Here is a 19,992-nt window from a genome sequence, read left to right as displayed (position 1 = left end):
GAATTCTTTGCTTTACTTTTGCCAGCCGCAGAGTCATTAATCTGGCATCCTTAGTGTCGTAAAAGTTGTCTGTCATGTCGGGGATCGCGTTTTGCGGCACCTGACTTTTCAAAGGTTCGCAAGGATGCTGTCGCTGACCGACGGATTCTCCATCGAGGGGGTCGATTTCTTTCGCGACGACGAAGCGAAGGAAACATTCTATTACCTGCCCAACACGGTCGAACTGGCCCGCAACCCGGATGGGACGCCGCAATTCCAGTTCGTGCTCTATCAGGCCGGACTGCCCATCGAGGGCAAGCAGCAAGGCGGCGGGTTCCTGGTCCTGACGACCGTGCTGACGGCGCCCGCCGACATCATCGGGCCGCGCGCCACCGCCGAGGCGCAGCGGATCCTGCGGGCCGAGGCGCCGTCGCCCGGCGCGCCGATCCCGACGCCCAAGATCAGGCCCGTCAACTTCATCGGCGGCACGGCCGTCCTGCGCATTGCGCGCGGCACGGGCAACCAGTTGATCCAGAACATCGATCTGGGCCGCCCGTCGCTGTTCGGGCGCAACACCGTGTCCGTGGTGGCCGACATGACCCTGATGGGGGCCGAGATCTTTGCCGACGTCTTGCGGCAGGGCGGCGCCATCGCGGTCGTCGAATACAACCTTGAGTTCGAGGTGCGGCTGCCCGCCGTCGTGATCGAGGCGCATATCAGTTCGTCCCGCGTCCGCGCGGTCGTCGCCACCTACACCACCCAAGAGGTCGTGGACGAGGATTTCTGGGGCGGCGATACCACGACCGAGGTGCGCAAGCGCACCGGCTATTCCGAATTCCTGCGCGAGAATTCCCTGGTCGAACTGGACATCCGGTCCGGTTCCTCCGAGGTCGAGCTGGACGACGACATGATCTCGGACCTGCGCGACTTCGCCCTTGGCGCGATGGACAAGTTCATCAACGAACAATGGCTGAATGTGGGCGGCATTCTGACCACCGAACAACTGCAAAGCGAGTGGCTGGAATTCATCAACGAGGACTTTGAAAAGAATTTCGATCTGGTGCTGACGCAATCGGATGTCATCAAGCGCCAGTACAACCCCAGCGCCACGATCAACCCGACCTTCATCGCCGCCGACGTGGCCGATTACCTGATCGTCGTCGATACCCTTGCCCACCCGTTCTTCAAGCGGCTGGAGGTCGATGTCTCGACCAGCTTCGATTTCGAACGGTTCGACGATTACGTCCATTCCATCGTGGTGGACCTGACCTATGACAGTCCCGACGACACCGGGCGGCGCATCCAGAAGGCGGAAAGCTTCATCTTCACAAAGGACGATAACGAACGCCGCAAGTTCGTCACCGCCAAGGGCCGCAGCAACGAATACCAGGTCACGGCCGAGGTGCATTACCGCAACGGCCCGGTCCTGAGACAGCGGCTTTTGAACGCGACATCGGTCGCCCCCGCCCAGGTCATCGCGGTGGCCAATCCGGGAGAGATCGACGTGACCTTTTCCGCCCCCGCGATCGGCTTTGACGGCGACCTGCAATCCATCGATATCGAACTGGCCTACGAGGACCGGCGCAACGGTATCGCACCGTTCATCGAGCAGCGCAGCCTGACCAAGGACGCGCCGCAGGTCCAGATCAAGCGCCCGGTCTATTCGCCCGAGGTCAAGGCCTTCCGCTATCGCATTACCCATGTGTTTCCGACGCAGAAAATCTCGACCCCCTGGCTGGAAGCGGGGGCGGGCACCACGCAGATCAAGGTATCCACCCCGTTCGAGGATGAATTGCGGCTGGATGTGGTGCCCTCGGCCGACTGGACGGAACTGACCGGCATCCTGGTATCCCTGACCTACGAGGACGCGGAAAACGACGTGCGCAGCCAGCAGTCGCTGTTCTTCGCCCCCGAGGACGTGGGCAAGGTCAAGACCTTCATCGCGCCCTTAAAGGATCCCGCCCGGCGCGACGTGACCGTGGCCGAAACGCATCTGTTCAAATCCGGCGCGGCCCGCAGCCTGGAGGCCCGCACCCATGTCGCGAACGGCGTCCCGGCCGTGGTCGGCAATGCGCCGGGCGGGGTTTATCGGCTGACCCTGTCCGGCGAAGACGTGGCGCTTGGCACCGATGTGCGGCGCGTGACCGTCACGCTGCGCTATGAGGATGCGGCCAACGACGTGATCGACATGCACGGTGCGCTGTTGCGCGGGCCGGGCGAAACCTCGGTCTGGTCGGTCGCCCTGGCCGATCCCTCCAAGTTGGATTATACCTACCGGGCGGACTATTTCCTGGCTTCGGGCGACCGGATCGCCGGACCAGAGAAGACCGCCACCTTCGGCAATCCCGAGGACTGGCTGTTCGTCGAACCGCCAGCGCCCTGAGGCGGGGGGGTAGCCGCCCATGCTGTCCTTTGCTTCGCCCATCCGCCTGATCGAGGGTCATCCGGTCTTTTCGGATCACGACGACACAGGGCTGTTCCATGTCCTGCCTGCCGGGCCGACGCTGGCGCAGGCACCGGGGGGCGATCCGGCCTTCGGCCTGATGCGCTATCTGGGGGACGGGCCGAACGGGACAGCCCTTGCGGGCGGGTTTCTGTCGCTTGCGACCGAACTGGCGATTTCGCAGGACGCGCAGGGCCGAATCCGCGACCGCCTGTCCGACGACCTGGGCCGCCCGGTGCGCCTGTCGCTGCCGCTGTTCGACGACGGGCAGGTGGAACTGACGCTGCTGGGCCAGGATCAGGGCGGGGCGGCCACGCCGGGCGGTCCGTTGCAGGTCACGGTGCTGGGCAGCGGCCGACCGTCGATGGCGGGGACCAACACCGCCACGTTCCAGATCGCGCTGAACGCCGCCGCCGCCGCCTTCATCGAGGCCGGGGTGGGCGATCCGACCCTGCCCGCGCTTGTCGTGTACCGCATGGCGCTGTCGGGGCTGCATCCGGCCTTTCGCATCAGCGTGTCGGGCGACCTGTCGCGGCTGGACCGGGAACTGGACAGCCGGTTCCGTGCCAATGTCTATTATGTCCGCGCCGACATCGCCGCCCAGACCCGCGACGCCCTGTCCAATGCGGACGTGCGCGTCGATACGGTCATCATGGACGGCGAGGCCGTCGATGACGCAGCCGCCGCCGAACGCGCCGTGCTGGACTGGATCACCGAAACGTATTTCGACCCCGCCTATGGCACCCGGCCCGCCGCCCCCGCACCGAACCTGGTCGATTCCATCGCCGGTTCCGTGATGGATCTGTTCGACACGCTGATGCCCGGCGCGTCCTTCACGCTGAAGACCCGGCGCGAAACCGACGTGCGCCAGATCGACGCGGTGCTGAACCGCACCACCGTCCGCCGCCGCGACCTGGTGTTCCAAGCGACGCTGGGCCACGATCTGCACGCCCGCCGCGTGGATCAGGACGGCGTTGAGCGCCCCGACTGGCCCGCGCTGCGCGACCGGATAATCGGCGGCGTCAACATCGCATCCATTCCGCGCCGAGAGGTCCAGGTGGGAGTCATGGACCGTTTCGCCAGCGACGGCCTGTTCGCGGTCGAGGTGGACCTGGCCCTGCCCGATCCCGACGGGACGGGCGATCTGCATACCGAAACACTGGTCTTTCACGATGCCACGGAACGCCGGCCTTATGCGGTCAACCTGCTAGACGCGGATCCCGCGCTGCTGACCGATCCCTATCGCTATCGCCTGCGCTGCCATTTCGATCCCGGTTCGCCTTTCGGGCAGCGCCCGCCGGAAACCGGACCCTGGGTCGAGGGGCGCGCGGGCGAACTGATCGTGGACCCGCGCGTCGATGGCCCCTATCGCCTGCGCCAGCCGGTGATCGGCGTCGCGCCGGGCTTTCCCTTTGCCCAGTTTCCGCAAGTCACCGTCGATCTGCGCCGGGTGGAAGACGGCACCGAAACGCAGCGCGACATCCTGGCGCTGACGGTCGATAACCCCGACGCCACATGGACCTTTCGCGGCCATGGCGACGATCCGCAGGCCTTCGAATACCGGCTGCAATTCGAACGGCCCATGCCGCAGGGCGGCCCCGTCGCCCTGGACTGGCGCCGCGAAACCGGCCTGCGCATCACCCTGCCCGATCCCCTGCCCCATCGCCGCCGCGCGACCTTCTTTGCGGCCCTGCCCTGGGTCGAGGTGACGATGGCGTTCCTGGAAGTCCGCTATGACGATCCGGCGAACGGGGTGCGGATCGACGAACGCATCAACCTGTCCGCCGATCAGCCGGTGGTCGAACGCGACTATGCCATCGCCGATCCCGCGGTCGCCGCCATCACCTATCGCCTGACTGCGATGATGCCCGCGCGCGGATTCATCCAGGGCGACTGGCGCGAAACGACGGACACCACCATCGCGCTGGGGCGCGAACTGGTGGACATGCGGGCCGTGCGGTTCCGCGCGGTGGGCCTGCCCCTGTCCCAGCACCGTCTGTCGCAGATGGAAATTCGTGCCGAGGCGTTGGGCGCGGATGGCAGCCTGCGCCATCAGCACCGCATCACGGTCGCGGGCGATCAGGCGGGCACCGATCTGGGCACCTGGACCTTTCCACGCTTCGCGCCCGAGGTGGCGAAGCTGCGCATCAAGGCCGATTGGCGCGATGCCAACGGCTTTCCGAACGGCAGCGCCTGGACCGACTGGACCCGCGATCTGGTCCTGGTCCGCGTCCCACAGATGACCTTTCAGGCATAGGGGGAACGGGACATGCTCAGCTTCGAGACCCCGCATATCGAAGCCGACGGGGTGATCCTGTTCCCCGACCACGAGGATCCCCTGCTGTGGTATTACAGCGCCGGGGCGCCGCAGATGGCGCTTGGCCCGCAGGGCCGCCCCATGTTCGACCTGTGGGTCTATACCGAGGCCTTGGTCCACAATTTCCTGACCGGCACGCAGATCCCCGACCAGATGGGCGGCGGCTTCCTGACGCTGGGCGTCAACTGCCGCCGCACCGACCGCGACCTGAGAGAGGCGCGCAAGGCCATCGCGCGGGCAGCAGAGGCGGAAGAAGACGCGGTAAAGCTGTCCCCCATCCCCTATACCAAAGGCAAGGCCAGCGTCATCGCCCTGGACAACACCACGCTGGGCACCGGCACGCCCGATCCGGCGGGGGCCGATCCCAATGCCGGGCGCCCGCGTTTCGTCACGCAGATCCTGGGCGCCGGAGTGCCCGCGCTGCTGGGCGATCTGCAATCCATCTTTTCGCTGTCGCTGTCCGACGACGGCGCGGCCTTCATGGCGGGCATGTTCGAGGCGACCTCGACCCCCGTGGGCGTGGTCTATGAACTGGAGTTCGAGGGGCTGTCGCCCGCCGTCAACGTCACTGTCACCGCCGACATGGACAAGGTGCGCCGCCATTTCGGGGGCGGGCTGCAAGGCCAGGTGCAATGGTTCAAGGCCGACATCCAGGCTGCTGTCGATGATCTGGTGCAGACCAACGTGGTGCAGATCGACAGTTCGACCTTTATCGACAGCGACGCCGCGCGCGAGGCCGAACAGAAGGCGATCGCCCTGTTCAAGGAGGATCTGATCCAGCAGATGTTCCGGCCGTCCCTGCCCCAGCCCCCGCAGCCCGCGCCGGGCCAGGGCCTGGGCCAGGCCATCGCCGCCCTGGCCCGCACCGGCGCGGGGGCCGGGGCTGGCGGCGCGGCGGGGGCGGCCACGGCGGCGACTGGCGGATCGCTGGGGCTGACGCTGAAATTCCAGCAGGAAACCGCGAACCTGTCGGGCCGGTTCTCGTACAATTCGCGGATGCCGGTCAGCCGCACCGATGCGCCCCAGGCGTTCCTGCAAACCCTGATCGACCCCGACGATCACGACGAACACACCACGGTCGTCGATCTGGGCACGGCATCCGCGTTCTTCGACCGGGTCGAGGCCATCGTGTCCCTGCCCGAGGATGAAACCTTTGCCGAGATGAATCTGCGCCAGGCGGTCGTCAGCATGTCCTATGGCGACGACGACCCGTCGCGCCCCCCTGACGTGAAGCCGCCGCTGATCTGCCGGCCGGGGGGCGAACGGAACCGCCTGCTGGCCTTTCCCCGCAACGGGCGGCCCAGCATGGCCGTCAGCTATGACATCACCTATGAATTCGACGATCCGGTGAACGCCACGGTGGACCGCAGCCGGTATGTCACGCCGCGCCAGACCTCGGCCAGCCGGGCGGTGATGGTCGATCCGCGCGGCGATTTCGGTTATCGCCGCCTGACGCTGCGGCCCGGACGGATCCCAACCGATGTGGCCGAAATCAGCCTGGACGCGGATTTCGAAACGCCGTCCGGGGGGTTCACCGCCAGCCGTGGCTTTCGCCTGACCGGTCCGTTCAATCGCCCCATCGCGGACATCGCCCCCGACGGCGCCGACTGGACCATCCGGACCGAGGAGAAAGGCCCCGGCACCTTCCGCCTGACGCCAACGTATGTCTTTGCCGAGGGCGGCGTCTGGACCGCGCCGCAGCAGGTCGCGGAATCCCCCTTCGTCACGCTGGACGCACCCTTTCGCGCGCAACGGCAGTTGATCGTGCAGCCGAACGTGCTGTCCCCGTCCGTCGAAGGCATCGACGTAGAGGTCGAATACGACGACACGCCCGGCGATTACCGCCGCCGTTTCCGCGCCACCCTTGTTCCGCCCTTCCAGGCGCTGACGCTGCAATGGTCGATCCTGGACGAGGATCGCCGCACCATCCGCATCCGGTCCACCGTGCGCGAAGGCGGCATCGTGTCCCAGGGCGAATGGGTGGAAACCGAGGAAACCACCCATGTCGTCGGCACCGACGCCGCGCGCCCCGATGCGCTGACCATCCGCCTGATTGGCGGCGACCTGGCCTCGGCCGGTCTGGACGCCGTTCTGGTCGAGGTCCGCGCCCCCGACGAAACCGGCCAGCCCCGCACCACCGAACTGTTCTTCGGCCCCGCCGACCCGCCGACCGCCACGGTCGATCTGATCCGCCGCCCCGGCCAGCCTATGACCTATGACTTTCGCACCCAGACCTTTCGCACCACGGGCGAGGCGACCGTCAGCCTGTGGCAGACCCGCACCGATGCCCTGCAACTCATCATCTCGATACGAACCCTTTAGGGGACACGACCATGCTGGACCTGAATACCCGTTTCGAGCTTCTGGGCGTGACGCTGTATCGCGACGCCGACCAGACCGAGGTGTTTTTCTTCCTGCCCCAGAACCCGGTGATCGCGCGGGACCGGGCCGGGCTGATGTTCGACCTGATGCTGTATGAAAAGGGCGGCCAGGCCGAGGATTTGCAGACCGGCGGCTTTCTGACACTGGCGATCACCACGGGGCTTGGATCGCTGGAACAGCCGCTGCTGCGGGAACTGCGGCGCCAGTTCGGCGACAACGCCCGGCTGGTGTCGATCCCCTTCACCGAAGGATCCGTCCGGCTGGCCGGGCTGGACACGGGCGTGGCCCCCATCAACCCCGACGGCAGCGGCCCGCCCGCCAGCGATCCCGGCCCGACCGGCATCCGGCTGGTGGAAAAGGTCTTTGGCGCGACCACGCCGAACCTGGACGGCGACAACCGCGCGGTCTTTTCCCTGCAACTGTCCGAAGACGGCGCGGCCTTTTTTGCCGACCTGATGGAACAGGGTCGCTCCGCCCGCCCGCTGATCGCCATCTACGACCTGAAATACACCGGGCTGATGGAGGTCGAGAGCCTGCGGATCGAGATCGACTATTCCCGCGTCTATGATTTCCTGCGCACCCGCATCGGCTTCAATGCCATCGTCGTGGCGGGCGAGATCGACACCATCGTCGAGGAGTTGCGCGACAACCAGGCGATCAAGATCGACGACACCGTGCGCAGCCTGGAACTGTCCACCCCCGAGGCGATGAAGGAACGCCGCGACCGGATCGACGCCTTGGTCAAGGAACTGGCGACCGGGGCGTTCTTCGCGCCCTCGCTGAAGCTGGGCGATCCGTCGGTCAACGAACGCGACGTGTTCGCCGCGCCCACGGTCGAAACGCAGTCCGGCCTGTTCCGCCAGGGCCTGCCCGCCGCCATCGGACAGGCGATGGGCCAGGCGGTGACGACGCGGGAAATGGCCACCGGCACCGACATCAACACGCCGCCCCCGGAACCGGGCGAAGGCGCGCGCCCCCCCGCCAACACCCAGGTCGCGGCGCAATCGTCGGCCTTGGGCCATCCCACCGCCACCTTCACCATGCGGCAGCTGCAACAGCGCGAATTGCGCAAGGTCGTCTATGACCTGTCCCGCACCACCGCCATGCAGCGCAGCACCGGGCCGCAGAACCCGCTGCTGTTCATGGGGTCGGAACGCGAGATCCGGGCCCGCATCCACAAGATCAGCCTCAACCATCCGTTCTTTGCACGGCTGCGCATCGACGTGGACGCGGGCGGCACCGATTTCGCCGTTGAAGGCATCCGGGCGATGACCGTCAACCTGCGCTATGGCCGCCGCCCGGACGGGCTGCCCAAGGAAACTGCCGACGTGATCCTGGACAGCGCGGACGACCGCGCCAGCTTCGTCTTCGCCCGCGACCAGGGCGGCGACATGGGCTATGAATACCAGCTGACGCTGCATTACCTGCCGGGCTTCGGCCTGGGCGACACGCGTCAGACCGTCACCGGACCCTGGACCCGGACCGAGGCGCGGCAGCTGTCGGTCCATCCGTCGATGCTGGCCCGGCGCCAGCCGATCACGCTGGCCCTGCCCCGCGTCACCCAGCCCGACCTGTCCGAGGTGCGCGTGACCGTCGCCTATGTCGATCCCGAAGGCGTCATCGACGACCGCCGCAGCTTCGTGCTGACGCCGGGCGGCGCGCCTGCCGTCGCCAACGTCCGCTTCGCCGACGCCAACGACGCCGCCCGGATCACGGGCGAGGCGATCTTCGCCGATGGCCGCAGCCAGCCCCTGCCCGAGGAGATGCGCCCCGATCCCGCCGGCGCCAAGCCGCTGGATCTGGTGGTCTTGCCGATCCCGCAACGCCCCGCCGCGCAGTTTTCCGTGATGCTGTCTGATCCGCTGGACGAACTGCGGTCCGTGCTGGTCGATTACGAGGTCAGGCAGGCGGGCCAACTGATCGCCGCCGCCGCCGTCGAAGTCACCGAGGCCCTGCGCGCCGTCCCCGTCACCGTGGTCCTGCCAGCCCCGGCCCCCCTGCCCGAGGTGCGGCTGCGCGAACGCCGCATCTTCGACCGCGGCGGGATCGAGACGCTGGATTTCCAGCCCCTGACCGACGGCATGGCCATCGTTGGCGTGCCGGCGGCGGATGTGATGGAGGTGACGCTGCGCTACCTCGGCCCGCCGATGCAGACGCTGGGCGTGCTGGGGATGCTGGTCACGCTGCGATACCAGACCCCCGACGACGACCCCCAATTCCGACAGACCGCCAGCCTGTTCCTGGAAGCCGCCGAACCCGCCCGCTGGGTCGTGCGGCTGAAGGACCGCACGGCGCGCCGGTTCATTCACCAGACGACGCTGATGCTTCAGACCGGGCAGCAGCGCGCCCTGCCCGAAGTCGCCACCGACAACAATCTTGTCCTTTTGCAGATCACCGCCTGAGACCGGAGCGCGATCATGAGTTTCGACACAGACAAGCAGCGCTACATGTTCACCACGGAAACGCCGGGCGGCAGCGGCCTTTTCGGCAGCGGCGGGGGCGGCGGCACCGCCAACCCGGTCGTCCCGATCCACATGGCGAACGAGGTCGAACCCCTGCTGATGGGACCGGCCTATTTCGCCAGGCTCAAGGCCGCCATCGACGCGCTGCCCGCCGGCGGCAACCCGATCCTGTGGCTGGCGGGCTGGTGGTTCACGCCGCTGTTCTCGTTGGACACGATGACCGGCGGGGCGGAAATGACCGCGCTTTTGAAGGCCAAGGCGCGGGCGGGGGTGGACGTGCGCGTGCTGGGCTGGGTTCTGGCGCCGGAAATGATGGGATCAAGCATTGTCCAATCTCAGGCGGCCGAGGCGTTCCGTACCAGCTATGGCACCATGCGCTTTGTCAAGGAACTGCGCAGCGAACCGGCGCTGGCCAACAAGGTCGCCTGCAACACGCTGTCCCACCCGGCGGGCGCGGTCCACACCAAGCTGGCGCTTGTCGGGAACGACGACCAGATGACGGTGTTCACCGGCGGGCTGGATTGCGTGAACGACCGGCACGATCCGGTCTGGCGCGACGTGCAGCTGCGCCTGACCGGGCCTTGCGCGCAGCCCGCCTTCGATTTCTGGCGCGAGATGTGGAACGAGGTGCAGGCCCGCCCGGTCAAGCCGCTGTCCTTTTCCGTCACGCTGGGCGGCAAGGTTCATGCGATCAGCCTGGACAACCGCACCGCCGCCGCCATGGCCATTCCCGCGCGCAGCGTCGGCCGTCCGTCCGCCGGGCGCATCCACGCACAGTCGTTGCGCACCGTGCCGCAGTTCAACTTTCCGTCGCTGTTCGGGCTGTCGCCGATCCCCATGAACGACAAGTGCAGCTTTGCGCCGTCCGGTATCTTCGACGTCGATCGCGGCTGGCGCGCGGCCATCGCCGGGGCGGAAACCTATTACTACGTCGAGGATCAGATGCTGTCCTCGCAGCCCCTGTGCGACGCGCTGAACGCGCGGCTGCGGGCGGACGACGATTTCCGCGTGGTGCTGGTCACAGGCCGGTTCGATCCAAACGACCCGCCCAGCGACATCGGCGCCTGGACGCGGGCGCGGGCGATCAATTTCCACCTGATGCGGGGGCTGTCGGCGGCGCAAAAGGCGCGGGTCGGGATCTTCAACCATTCGGCCAAGGTCGTGCATTGCAAGATCGCCATCGCCGACGACAAATGGGGTTTCGTGGGATCGCCCAACTTTTCGGTCCGGTCGCAGTTCACCGATTTCGAACACGGCTTCGCCTTCATGGACGAGGCGGAAGCCGCCGTCCCCGCGTTCCGCCGCCAGTTGTGGGACAGCATCTTCGGCGCAGCGGAACCCGACGTGACCGCCGCCCTGGCCCGCTGGTTCGCCATCCCTGAAGGCGGCACGCAAGGGTCGTTGCAGCGCATCGCCACGCCGGTCGCCGTGCCCACGCTGGGCACCGTCGAACGGCTGGCGGCGGATGCGTTGTTCGAGGTGGACAGCCGCCAGAGCTGGGGATCGGACCTGATCCTGATGCTGACCGGCAACATCGGCCTGCCGGTGACGTCATGATCGCGCTGGCATCCCTGCGGACGGTGGCGGGGCGGGGCAACCTGCTGGTCTTCGACGACGCGGACGACGCTTATGTCCACCATGTCCTGCCGCTGAAACTGGTGCCGGACAGCCCCCCGACGCTGACGGTCATGGGCCGCGGGCCGCGCGACCGGGCCGAAGGGATTCTGGGCGGGTTCTGGACCCTGCCTTTGCGCGGCGACGCGCCGTCCCAGGATCTGGCGGCGATCACGGCACGGTTGACCCGGCCCGACAGCCCGCCGCCGCGCCTGGCCATGGCCGAGGCGGATCTGGACCTGCGCGTCCTGCTGATCCCGGAACCGGAAACGGGATCGGCCAATCTGGTCGCCGCCTGGCGCGGGGGCACCATCGTCCTGAACGGAGAGGCCCCCGCGGGCGCGGCGGGCGCGGCCCTGGCCCGCGCCTGGGATCGCGGCCTGCCGGACGGGGCGGCCCATCTGACCCTGACCCTGCATGGGATGACGGATCCCGACGGCGCCACGATCCTGGACGAAACGCTGCGCCTGTCGGGGCAGGACGGGCAAGTGAAACTGGAGGTTTCGACCGCCAGCACCACCACCCGCCAGCGGGCCATGGGGGTGCTGACCATCCGGCGCGAACAGCCGCTGCGCCTGCCCGCCGACCGAGACGTGATCTGGGCCGGATTCGACCGAGCCTGAGGAAAAGGACCGACGACATGCTTTCGCTCTACGGCAGCTTTACCGTCCCCGGCGTCCCGGACGTGGTCATCTATCGCGACGACGAGAATGCGCGAAAGTTCTACATGGTGTCGGGCAAGCCGAAAATCCTGCGCAGCGATCCGCGCGACCCGGCCAGCCGCCCGATGATCGACCTGATCGCCTATACCCGCGACCACGCCCAGCCGATTCCCGCGACCGAGGATGTCGAACGCGGCCACTTGCAAATGACCGTGGGCCTGGAAATCGCCCAAGCCGACCAGAACCGCATCCGGGCCTTTCTGCGCCAAAGGCTGGCCGAGGAGCTGGGCCGGGGGTTCCGGTTCCTGGGCATCGTCGTCCGGCCCGGCGAACCCGAATTGGGATATGCCCCGCAATTCATCGGCGGCACCGCCACCGCCACCACGTTCGGAGAGGACTTGCAGATCGCCGCGCAGGGCATCTGCCCGATCCTGGCCACCGGCATCAACAGCGCCAGCTTTTCCTATGACCTGACGCAAAGCGGAGCGCGCTTCATCCGGCAGACCATGGAACAGGGCGCCTTGCCGATCCAGGTCCGCTACGAGAAACTGATGATGATCGCGCGCATTCCCGCCGTGACGATCCGAATCAACGGCAACCGCCGCGAATTCCTGGAGGAAGCGCGCCAGCAGTCCTTCATGCGCCAGTTCATGACCGCCCAAGGGATGTTCGTGCAGCGGTTGGTCTGGTACGCGCCGCCCACCCTGTCCAGCTTTCGGGAAACCCATCACACCCTGACGGTCGAAATCGACGACGGCGATTTCCGCGACGCCGACCCGTCCGAGGATCTGACGCAGGAACTGGAAAAGATGGCGCTGACCATCCTGCAGAACAACATCCTGCCCAGCTTCTTCGAAACCGCCATCCCGGCCGAGGGCGAGAGCGAAGACGAAAAGGGCCGGGGATTCTGGTTCCGCGAAATGACGACCGACACCGGGGTCGTCGATGTCACCATCACCCGCCGCGACGTGGTGCAGATCGAACACGGCGCCAACGCCATCCTGGGCACCGACCTGACGCCCCAGGAAGCCGCCGCCGCGATCCGCTATGCCAGCCTCTCGCAGCCGAACATCCCGGTGATGACGCTGACGGTCGTGCCCAACATCAACTTCGAGGTCGATCCGATCCTGCTGGTCAGCGTCTTCATCGATTACGACGAATTCGACGACATCAAGAACCAGCGGGTCCGGGTGCAGAAACAATTGCGGCTCAGCCGCGACGACGGGCCGCAGCAGTTCCGGTTCGATCTGGCGATGGGACCGGATCGGGTTGCCAAGGCCAGTTACCGTTACCGCACCGTGGTCCATTTCACCGGATCCATGGCCACGGTGGAACATCCGCCCGCCGGGGGCTGGAACGCGGGCACGGGCGAGGTTCTGGTCATCAGCTATGCCCAATTGGGCCAGGTCAAGGTGGACCTGTTGCTGGCCCCCATGCCGCCCGAGGTCGCGTCGGTCGATGTGACGCTGACCTATCCCGACCCGACGGCGCGCGGCGCGGTCAAGACCGTCAGCCTGTCGCCGCAAGCCCCCACCGCAAGCTGGCTCGTGTCGGTTCCGGCGGGGGGCGCCATCCGCCCCTATCGCGTGGACCGGCTGTACCGCATGACGGACGGATCCACCCTGACCCTTCCGCCCGAGGAAAACGCCGCCGAGACGCTGACCATCACCAGCCCGTTCGAGGCGCGGGTGACGACCGCCTTTGTCGGCCGTGGCGATTTCGACGCCGACGTGTCGATGATCGTCGTGACCGCCGCCTATGCCGATCCCGCCCACGACCTGATGGAACGCGTCACCCTGACGCTGAACGGCACCGCCCGCAGCGCCGCATGGACGGTGCGGCAGGTGGACCGCGACCTGACCAGCTTCGCCTATCAGGTGCGCGTCCTGCGCCGGAACGGGTCGGAAACGGCGACGGACCACACCGGCACCCTGGGCGACACCATCACCGTCGGACCCAGCGGCGCCGATGCGGTCGAGGTGATCGTCGATACCGAGATGGTGGATTGGACCCGCTATGCGCGGGTGATGGTCACGCTGGACTATGAGGATCCCGCCAACGGCATCTCGTTGCGCAAGCCGCTGCTGTTCACCGACACGGGCGGGAAGATCCAGTCCTGGTCCTGGCTGATCGCCGATCCCGCGCGCCGCGGCTTCGTCTATACCGTGCGGCGTGTCGGCCGCCAATCGGCCGACGACATCATCGAGCCGCCGGTCCGGACCGACGATCCCTTCGTGGTCATCCGGTAGGGCATCATGGCAAACGCGCTGTTCAGCATCGTTCAGGATCCGGCCCGCCCGGTTCGGATCAGTCCGCGCCCGCATCGCGCGGCGGCAGACATGGGCATCGTCATGCGCACCATGCAGATGGCGATGATCGTCCCGCCGGTCTTCAGGGCGGCCGACGAACCGCTGGCGGACGGTCGCGTGTATGCGACCATTGACGGACGCAGCCTTGCCCGGCCCGATCTGGCGCTGGGGCAGCGGGACGGCACCTTTCCTGGTCCCGATGTCGCATTTCTGAAGGACATCGACGGATCGGCCTATCTGCACATCGCCTTGCGCCAGACCCTGCCCGCCGGATCGCCGGACGGCACCGAAACGCTGGGCACGATGTCCGGGCCGCCCCGCATCGTCTGGGCGGGGGGCGAATTCGTCCTGCCCGAACCCACCCCCATCGCCGACGACGCCCTTTCGGGCAGCCTGCGCATCCTGGCGCCCCTGTCGCCCGACCGGGTGGCGCAACTGGTGCAGGCCATGACCGATCCGGCGGCGGACTGCGCCCTGGTCGCGGCCTATACGGCGTCCTATCGCGTCCGCGAGGAAACCCGACCCGTCTCGGTGCCCCGCCTTCCGACATTTCCCGAGGAACGGCCGACCCTGCCCGCCGAGCCGATCGAACGGCCGCGCTTTCCGATCCGTATCCCCAGGGAAAGAACAGGCGCTGACATCATCACGGTGGAATCGATGATCCCGTCCGCGGATCTTCGGGTGTCCCTGGCAACGATCCTGGCGGATGCGTCGCAGCCCGGCACGACCGCAACCACCCCCGCCCGACAGATCAGCACGGCCCTGATCGGAAAAAGCGCCCTGATCTCGCCCCAGCTTCTGGCCCATTGGAAAATCCGGCGGATCATCGACATTCCCGATTTCTGGGCCGGGCCCGTCCAGACCGAGGAACGCGATGCGACCGCCAGCTTTACCCGCCGGGTGCCGTTCTTCTTTGACCGCACGCTGGACCAGAACCTGGGGGTGTTCCGCGCCATATCCGGGGCGGCTACGCTGCCCGACGACTGGCAGGACAGCGAATGGGGCACGCTGTGCCCGGCGGAATTCGTCAACACCGTCTATCTGCTGCCGCACGAATTCCGGCTGGCCTATGACGCGGCGCGCGGGTTGCCGCACATGCTGCCGGTCCAGTACGCCGCAGCCGACGGCAGCCGCCGGTTGCGCGTCCTGCTGCGCACCGAACCCTGGTACGACCCGGCCCGCGTCGCGGGGCTGCAATCCGCGCTGTCGCGCCAAAGCGGCGGGGCCTTTGTCCATCCCCAGGTGATCGCGGGCGGCGTCGCGGGCGCCCGGCTGACCCTGCGCACCATCTTCCCCGAGGAGATCGCGGTCGAGGACGACGCCGGGGCAGAGGGGGTGGCCGTGGACATGATCTCGCCCTTCGACCTGACCCTGGATCTGTCCGAGGAATACTATGCCCTGCTGGTCACGATCCTGACCGGCCCGGTCGGTCTGACCGGATCGGTCGAGGTGACGCTGACCCCCGCCACGGACGGCGCCCCTGCCGCCCTGCGCCGGGTGCCTTTGGTCCTGAGCTTTCAGCGGCTTGGCGCGCTGCCCTTGTCGGAAACCGTGCCGACGGCGACGATCAATCCCGAACGCGTGGACATCACCAACCGCGCCGCCCAGCCCGTCACCATCGCGGGGGCCGAGGCGTCGTTGCTGCTGCTGGACGAAAACGCCTTGCTGCCCGCCGCCGTCCTGGCCGCCCGGCCCGCCGAGGCGCTTCCCCTGACCCTGCCCCCCGGCGGCACCACGGCGCTGACCTTCGGCCCGGTCGCGGCGCCCGAAGGCGCGGTCTGGAACACCGTCGTTCCGGTTTTGACCGGCGTGACCGCGGCCCTCGACCCCGACGCGTCCCTGCGCGCGATCCATGCCCTTGCCCCTCCGGGCAGCTTTGGCTGGCAATTGCGGATCCTGTCGCCGCAACTGGCCCAGGCCGCCGCCGATCCCGGTCCCGACCAGATGGTCGCGGTCGAGGTGCGCCTGACCCGCGAGGGTGCCGCCCCCGTGCAGGCCACCCTGATGACGGGTCAGGCCGAACGTGTCGTGACTTTTCCCCGGCCCCTGAACGACCTGATCCCCGCCGACCGCGGCGGGGCGGCGAGCGACGGTTTCCTGCGCTTGTCGGTCACGGCGCGCGGGGTGTGGCCCACGGGGTTCGGACCCTTCGGCGATCCCGCCGATCATGTCGGCGACACGCTGTTCGTGTTCGTCCCGCCGCGCGATGGGGGCGGTCCATGACCGTTCCGTCGGAACCAGCCGCAGCGACCGCCCGCCGTCTGATGGGGATGCAGGGCCGGGACGGGCTGTGGGGCGGGTTTAGGCTGCGGCCCGGCGAAAGCCGCGAATGGGTCGGCGCCGTGGCGGGCTTTGCCCTGGCCGAGGCTGCGGGATCGGGCCTTTTGCCGCCCGCACTGGCCGCCGCTGCCCGGCACCGGGCCGAACGGGCGGCGGCGGCTTTGCGCGCCTGCGAGAGACCGGACGGGGGCTGGGGCTATAACGCCGCCGTTCCGCCCGACAGCGACAGCACGGCGGCCGCGCTGCGGCTGTTCGCGGCGCTTGGGCAGGATGCCCCGTCCGCCTCGGTCGGGTTCCTGATGGCGCAAGGCAATCCCGTGGACGGCTGGGCGACCTATGGCCCGAACCGGTCCTGGGACCGCTGGTCCCAGCCCTGCCCCGAGGTCGATGCCGCCGCCGCCCTGGCCCTTGCCGCGGCAGGCGCTCTCAATTGCGCGGCACTGGTCGCGCTGTGGCGCCGCCTGTCGCTGATGGCGGACGATCACGGGCATTGGCGCGCTTATTGGTGGCCCGGTCCCGGCGTGGCGACCCTGGCCTCAGTCCAAGTCTGGGACGCTGCCGGTCGTCCCGATCCCCGTCCCCGCCTGCCCGACGCGGCGACCCCCGACCTGTCCGCCCTGGATGCCTTGACCCTGGCGCAGGCGCGCGGGCTGGTGGATCCGGCGGCCGGCGCCCGGTCGCTGGCCAAGGCCTGCCGGCGAATGACCGGCCCCGGCCGCTGGCCCGCCGATGCCGTCCTGCTGGCACCGCCCCGCCACCCGGCATCCCTTTCAGGCGATGCCAGTCCCGAAGGGCGCGGCGTGCTGACCGCCGCCGCCGCCCTGCGCGCGCTGATCGCCCTGCCGCTCGAATGTCCGGCGTCTTTACCCCGGCCACCGGCGCGGGCGATCCCGCAGGCGCTTGAAACCTTGGCGCAGGCGCTGGGCCTGTCGTCGCGCACTGCGGCGCAGGCACGGCTGGCAGGCGACGCGCTGCTGACCCCGGTGCTGGCCGCGCCGCTGCCCTGGCCCAATCGCGCGGTGTCCAACCTGGCGCGCGGCTGGCCGGTCGAGTTTTCGGCGACGCTGGATCCCCGGCACCGCCCGGCCCTGCGCCTTGCCGCCGACGCGGGCGATCCCCGCCTGCTGCCCGGCGCGCGCGCGCGGGCGGCCCGCGTTTCGCTGATCCGGGCGGCGCGGGTGCTGAGCCTGGATCCCGCGCCGCTCATCAGGGGCCTTGCCCCGCTGCTGGCCTGCGCCCGCCATGCCGATCCGGGGGAACGGTTCCTGATCTGGGGCGGTTTCGACCTGACCGACGATCCGGATGGGGCGATCCTCAAGGCCTATGGCAATCTGGCCCTGGCCGGCGCGGACCGCGATGCCCGTCTGGCCCTGGCCGCAAGGGTGATTGTCGCGGCGGGGGGCATCGATGTGCTGCCCGACCTGATGCGGCTGGACCGGGCACTGCAAGCGGGCCATCCCCAGCAGATGGGCCTTGCGCTGGCCGCGCCGGGTCTGGCGGGGATCAAGGTCTATTGGGAACTGCCTTGCCATGATCCGCTGGCGACCCGGCGGCTGGCCGCGGCGGTGGGCCTTAATCCGCAGGACGGCTTCACTCCTGAAATCCCAGGCATCGCCAGCCGCGCCGCGGCGCGGCGCGGGCTGTCGGGGCTGGCGATCCGCATCGATCCGGCGCGCGGCGTGGTCCCCGAACTGACGCTGGCCACGCAGGCCGAACGCGGCATCGCCTGGCATCCGGCGCATGAAGCCGCCGCGATCCGCCATTGGGCCAGGGGGCTGGGCCTGTCGCCCGACGCCGCGCTGAACCTGATGGCCGTTCTGCGATCGTCAGGCGCCGCGCCCCGCAGCCTGCACACCCTGACCCTGGGTCCGGGCGGTCGGTTGCGGGCGGCGGTCTATTGCCACGCCGACGGCTGGCTGGCCACGCGCCTTGCGCGTCCCGCCGCGCCGCCGCCGGCCCCCGACCCCATTGCATTTCCAGCCCATTCCCCGGCCCCAGCGCCGCTTGCAGGAGGATTGTCATGACCACCCACCACGACCGCACCCGGCTGTCCCTATCCCGCCGCGGCTTTCTGGGAACTGCGGCATTCGGCACCGCCGCTGCCAGCCTGGTCTGGGCCGGCCGCGTCCCCGCGCAGCCCAGCGGCAGCGGCTCCGGGGGATCGGGGGGCGGGACGTCCCAGGGCACCCGCGTGCGCCGCAACGTCTATGCCCTGGCGCAGACAGCGGACGGCCGCGCCATGATCGAGGCCTATCGCACGGGCGTCAAGGCGATGATGGCAAGGCCCTTTTCCGACGTGACAAGCTGGCGGTTCCAGGCGGCGATCCACCGCCCGAACAGCGCCGATGCGCGCGATTTCGCGGCCCTTCCGGTGGAGTTGCAACTGTATCTGGATCCCGCGAACCTGTGCCAGCATCGCAACCTGCGGTTCCTGCCCTGGCACCGGATGTATGTCTATTTCTTCGAACGGATCATGCGAAAGGCGTCGGGCAAGACGGATTTCATGCTGCCTTATTGGAATTATTCCGACAGCCCCGCCGAACGCGCCCTGCCCGACGCGTTCCGCACCCCCAATACCGAATCCGCGAACGCCCTGTTCCGCACGGCCCGCGCGCCGGGCATCAATACCGGAACGCCCCTGGACAGCGAAACGGTCAGCGTCAGTTCAGCCCTGGGCGAAACCTCGGCCGCGCCGTCAGGCGCAAGGGCCGGGTTCTATCAGGAAATCGAAAGCCAGCCGCATAACATCATCCACGTCACGCTGGGCGGCGACGGGCTGATGTCGGATCCGCAAACCGCCGCGCTGGATCCGATCTTCTGGCTGCACCATTGCAACATCGATCGGCTGTGGACCCGCTGGAACGCGCGGGGTCGGTCCAATCCCGGCGACGCGACCTTTCTGGGCCGTGTCCACCGGTTCTGGGACGAGGACGGCAACCTGGTCGAGATGACCACGCGCGAGGTCATGGATACCGTCACCCGGCTGGATTACCGGTACGACGACGCCACCGCCCCCGAAGCGGGCGAGGTGATCCTGGCCGACGCGGGCAGCGGGGTCGAAGCCGGGCGGTCCGTCAGCGAACTGGCCGCATCCGCCGGGCCCGTCCGGCTGTCGCGCGACGGCGTCAGCATTCAGACACAGCCCGTGGTCGAGGCGGGCGGACCCGAACTGTTCGCCACCGACAGCACCGATCAGCTGGGCCAGCCGGTCGTCCTGCGGCTGGACGACATCCGGTTCGACATCCCCCCGCGCACCGTGTTCGAGGTCTATCTGAACGCCCCCGAAGACGGTGCGACCGGCCGCGACCCGGCCTATTTCGTGGGCCTGTTCGCGCCCTTCTCTCCGCCGGAAGGGGGCGACACCTATTCCGAATCCTTCAATGTCAGCGGACTGATCGACCGCCAGATCCAGGCGGGGATCTATGACGGCGGGGCCATCGACGTGCAGATCGTCCCACGCCCCGCCCCGGACGCCGGCACCGGGGTCGAGGCGGGTTCGCTGCCCGAGATCACCGTCGGCCGCGTGTCGCTGATCCGGTGACGG

General features: G+C 68.3%; 10 protein-coding genes. All 10 read left to right on the top strand.

Going from position 1 to position 19,992, the window contains the following annotated elements; all coding sequences use genetic code 11:
• Window positions 1–124 precede the first annotated feature (124 nt).
• From CHB77_RS08340 to CHB77_RS08295, 10 genes are read left to right on the top strand one after another with little or no spacing between them, the layout of a single operon-like run.
• Window positions 125–2,362 (top strand): hypothetical protein, encoded by a 2,238-nt coding sequence (locus CHB77_RS08340; protein ID WP_089387739.1) that lies wholly within the window; start codon window positions 125–127, stop codon window positions 2,360–2,362.
• A gap of 19 nt (window positions 2,363–2,381) precedes the next feature.
• Entirely contained in the window at window positions 2,382–4,679 is a 2,298-nt protein-coding gene (locus CHB77_RS08335; RefSeq protein WP_089387738.1) for a hypothetical protein, read from the top strand.
• A 12-nt stretch (window positions 4,680–4,691) separates the two neighbouring features.
• The gene (locus tag CHB77_RS08330) at window positions 4,692–7,061 is read left to right on the top strand and encodes a hypothetical protein (RefSeq protein ID WP_089387737.1); all 2,370 of its coding nucleotides are present in this window, start codon (window positions 4,692–4,694) and stop codon (window positions 7,059–7,061) included.
• Between the two features lie 11 nt (window positions 7,062–7,072).
• Window positions 7,073–9,523: a hypothetical protein gene (locus CHB77_RS08325; RefSeq protein WP_089387736.1), complete on the top strand. Its 2,451-nt coding sequence runs from the start codon at window positions 7,073–7,075 to the stop codon at window positions 9,521–9,523.
• A 15-nt stretch (window positions 9,524–9,538) separates the two neighbouring features.
• Window positions 9,539–11,140, top strand: coding sequence for a phospholipase D-like domain-containing protein (locus CHB77_RS08320; RefSeq protein WP_089387735.1), 1,602 nt, complete (start codon window positions 9,539–9,541; stop codon window positions 11,138–11,140).
• Window positions 11,137–11,820 carry a hypothetical protein gene (locus tag CHB77_RS08315; RefSeq protein WP_089387734.1) on the top strand — a complete coding sequence of 228 codons (684 nt, stop codon included), beginning with the start codon at window positions 11,137–11,139 and terminating at the stop codon, window positions 11,818–11,820. The genes CHB77_RS08320 and CHB77_RS08315 overlap by 4 nt, the downstream gene beginning before the upstream one ends.
• A 17-nt stretch (window positions 11,821–11,837) precedes the next feature.
• Window positions 11,838–14,108 (top strand): hypothetical protein, encoded by a 2,271-nt coding sequence (locus tag CHB77_RS08310; RefSeq protein WP_089387733.1) that lies wholly within the window; start codon window positions 11,838–11,840, stop codon window positions 14,106–14,108.
• A gap of 6 nt (window positions 14,109–14,114) precedes the next feature.
• Window positions 14,115–16,391 carry a hypothetical protein gene (locus CHB77_RS08305; protein WP_089387732.1) on the top strand — a complete coding sequence of 759 codons (2,277 nt, stop codon included), beginning with the start codon at window positions 14,115–14,117 and terminating at the stop codon, window positions 16,389–16,391.
• On the top strand, window positions 16,388–18,472 hold the full coding sequence (locus CHB77_RS08300) for a hypothetical protein (RefSeq protein WP_089387731.1): 2,085 nt from the start codon (window positions 16,388–16,390) through the stop codon (window positions 18,470–18,472). The genes CHB77_RS08305 and CHB77_RS08300 overlap by 4 nt, the downstream gene beginning before the upstream one ends.
• Entirely contained in the window at window positions 18,469–19,989 is a 1,521-nt protein-coding gene (locus CHB77_RS08295) for a tyrosinase family protein (protein ID WP_089387730.1), read from the top strand. Before CHB77_RS08300 ends, CHB77_RS08295 begins: the two co-directional genes overlap by 4 nt.
• The last annotated feature ends 3 nt before the right edge of the window (window positions 19,990–19,992 follow it).

Origin of the sequence: Paracoccus sediminis, assembly GCF_900188295.1 — a bacterium.
GTDB classification, from domain to species: Bacteria; Pseudomonadota; Alphaproteobacteria; order Rhodobacterales; family Rhodobacteraceae; genus Paracoccus; species Paracoccus sediminis.
This window is presented reverse-complemented; position numbering and strand designations above follow the sequence as displayed.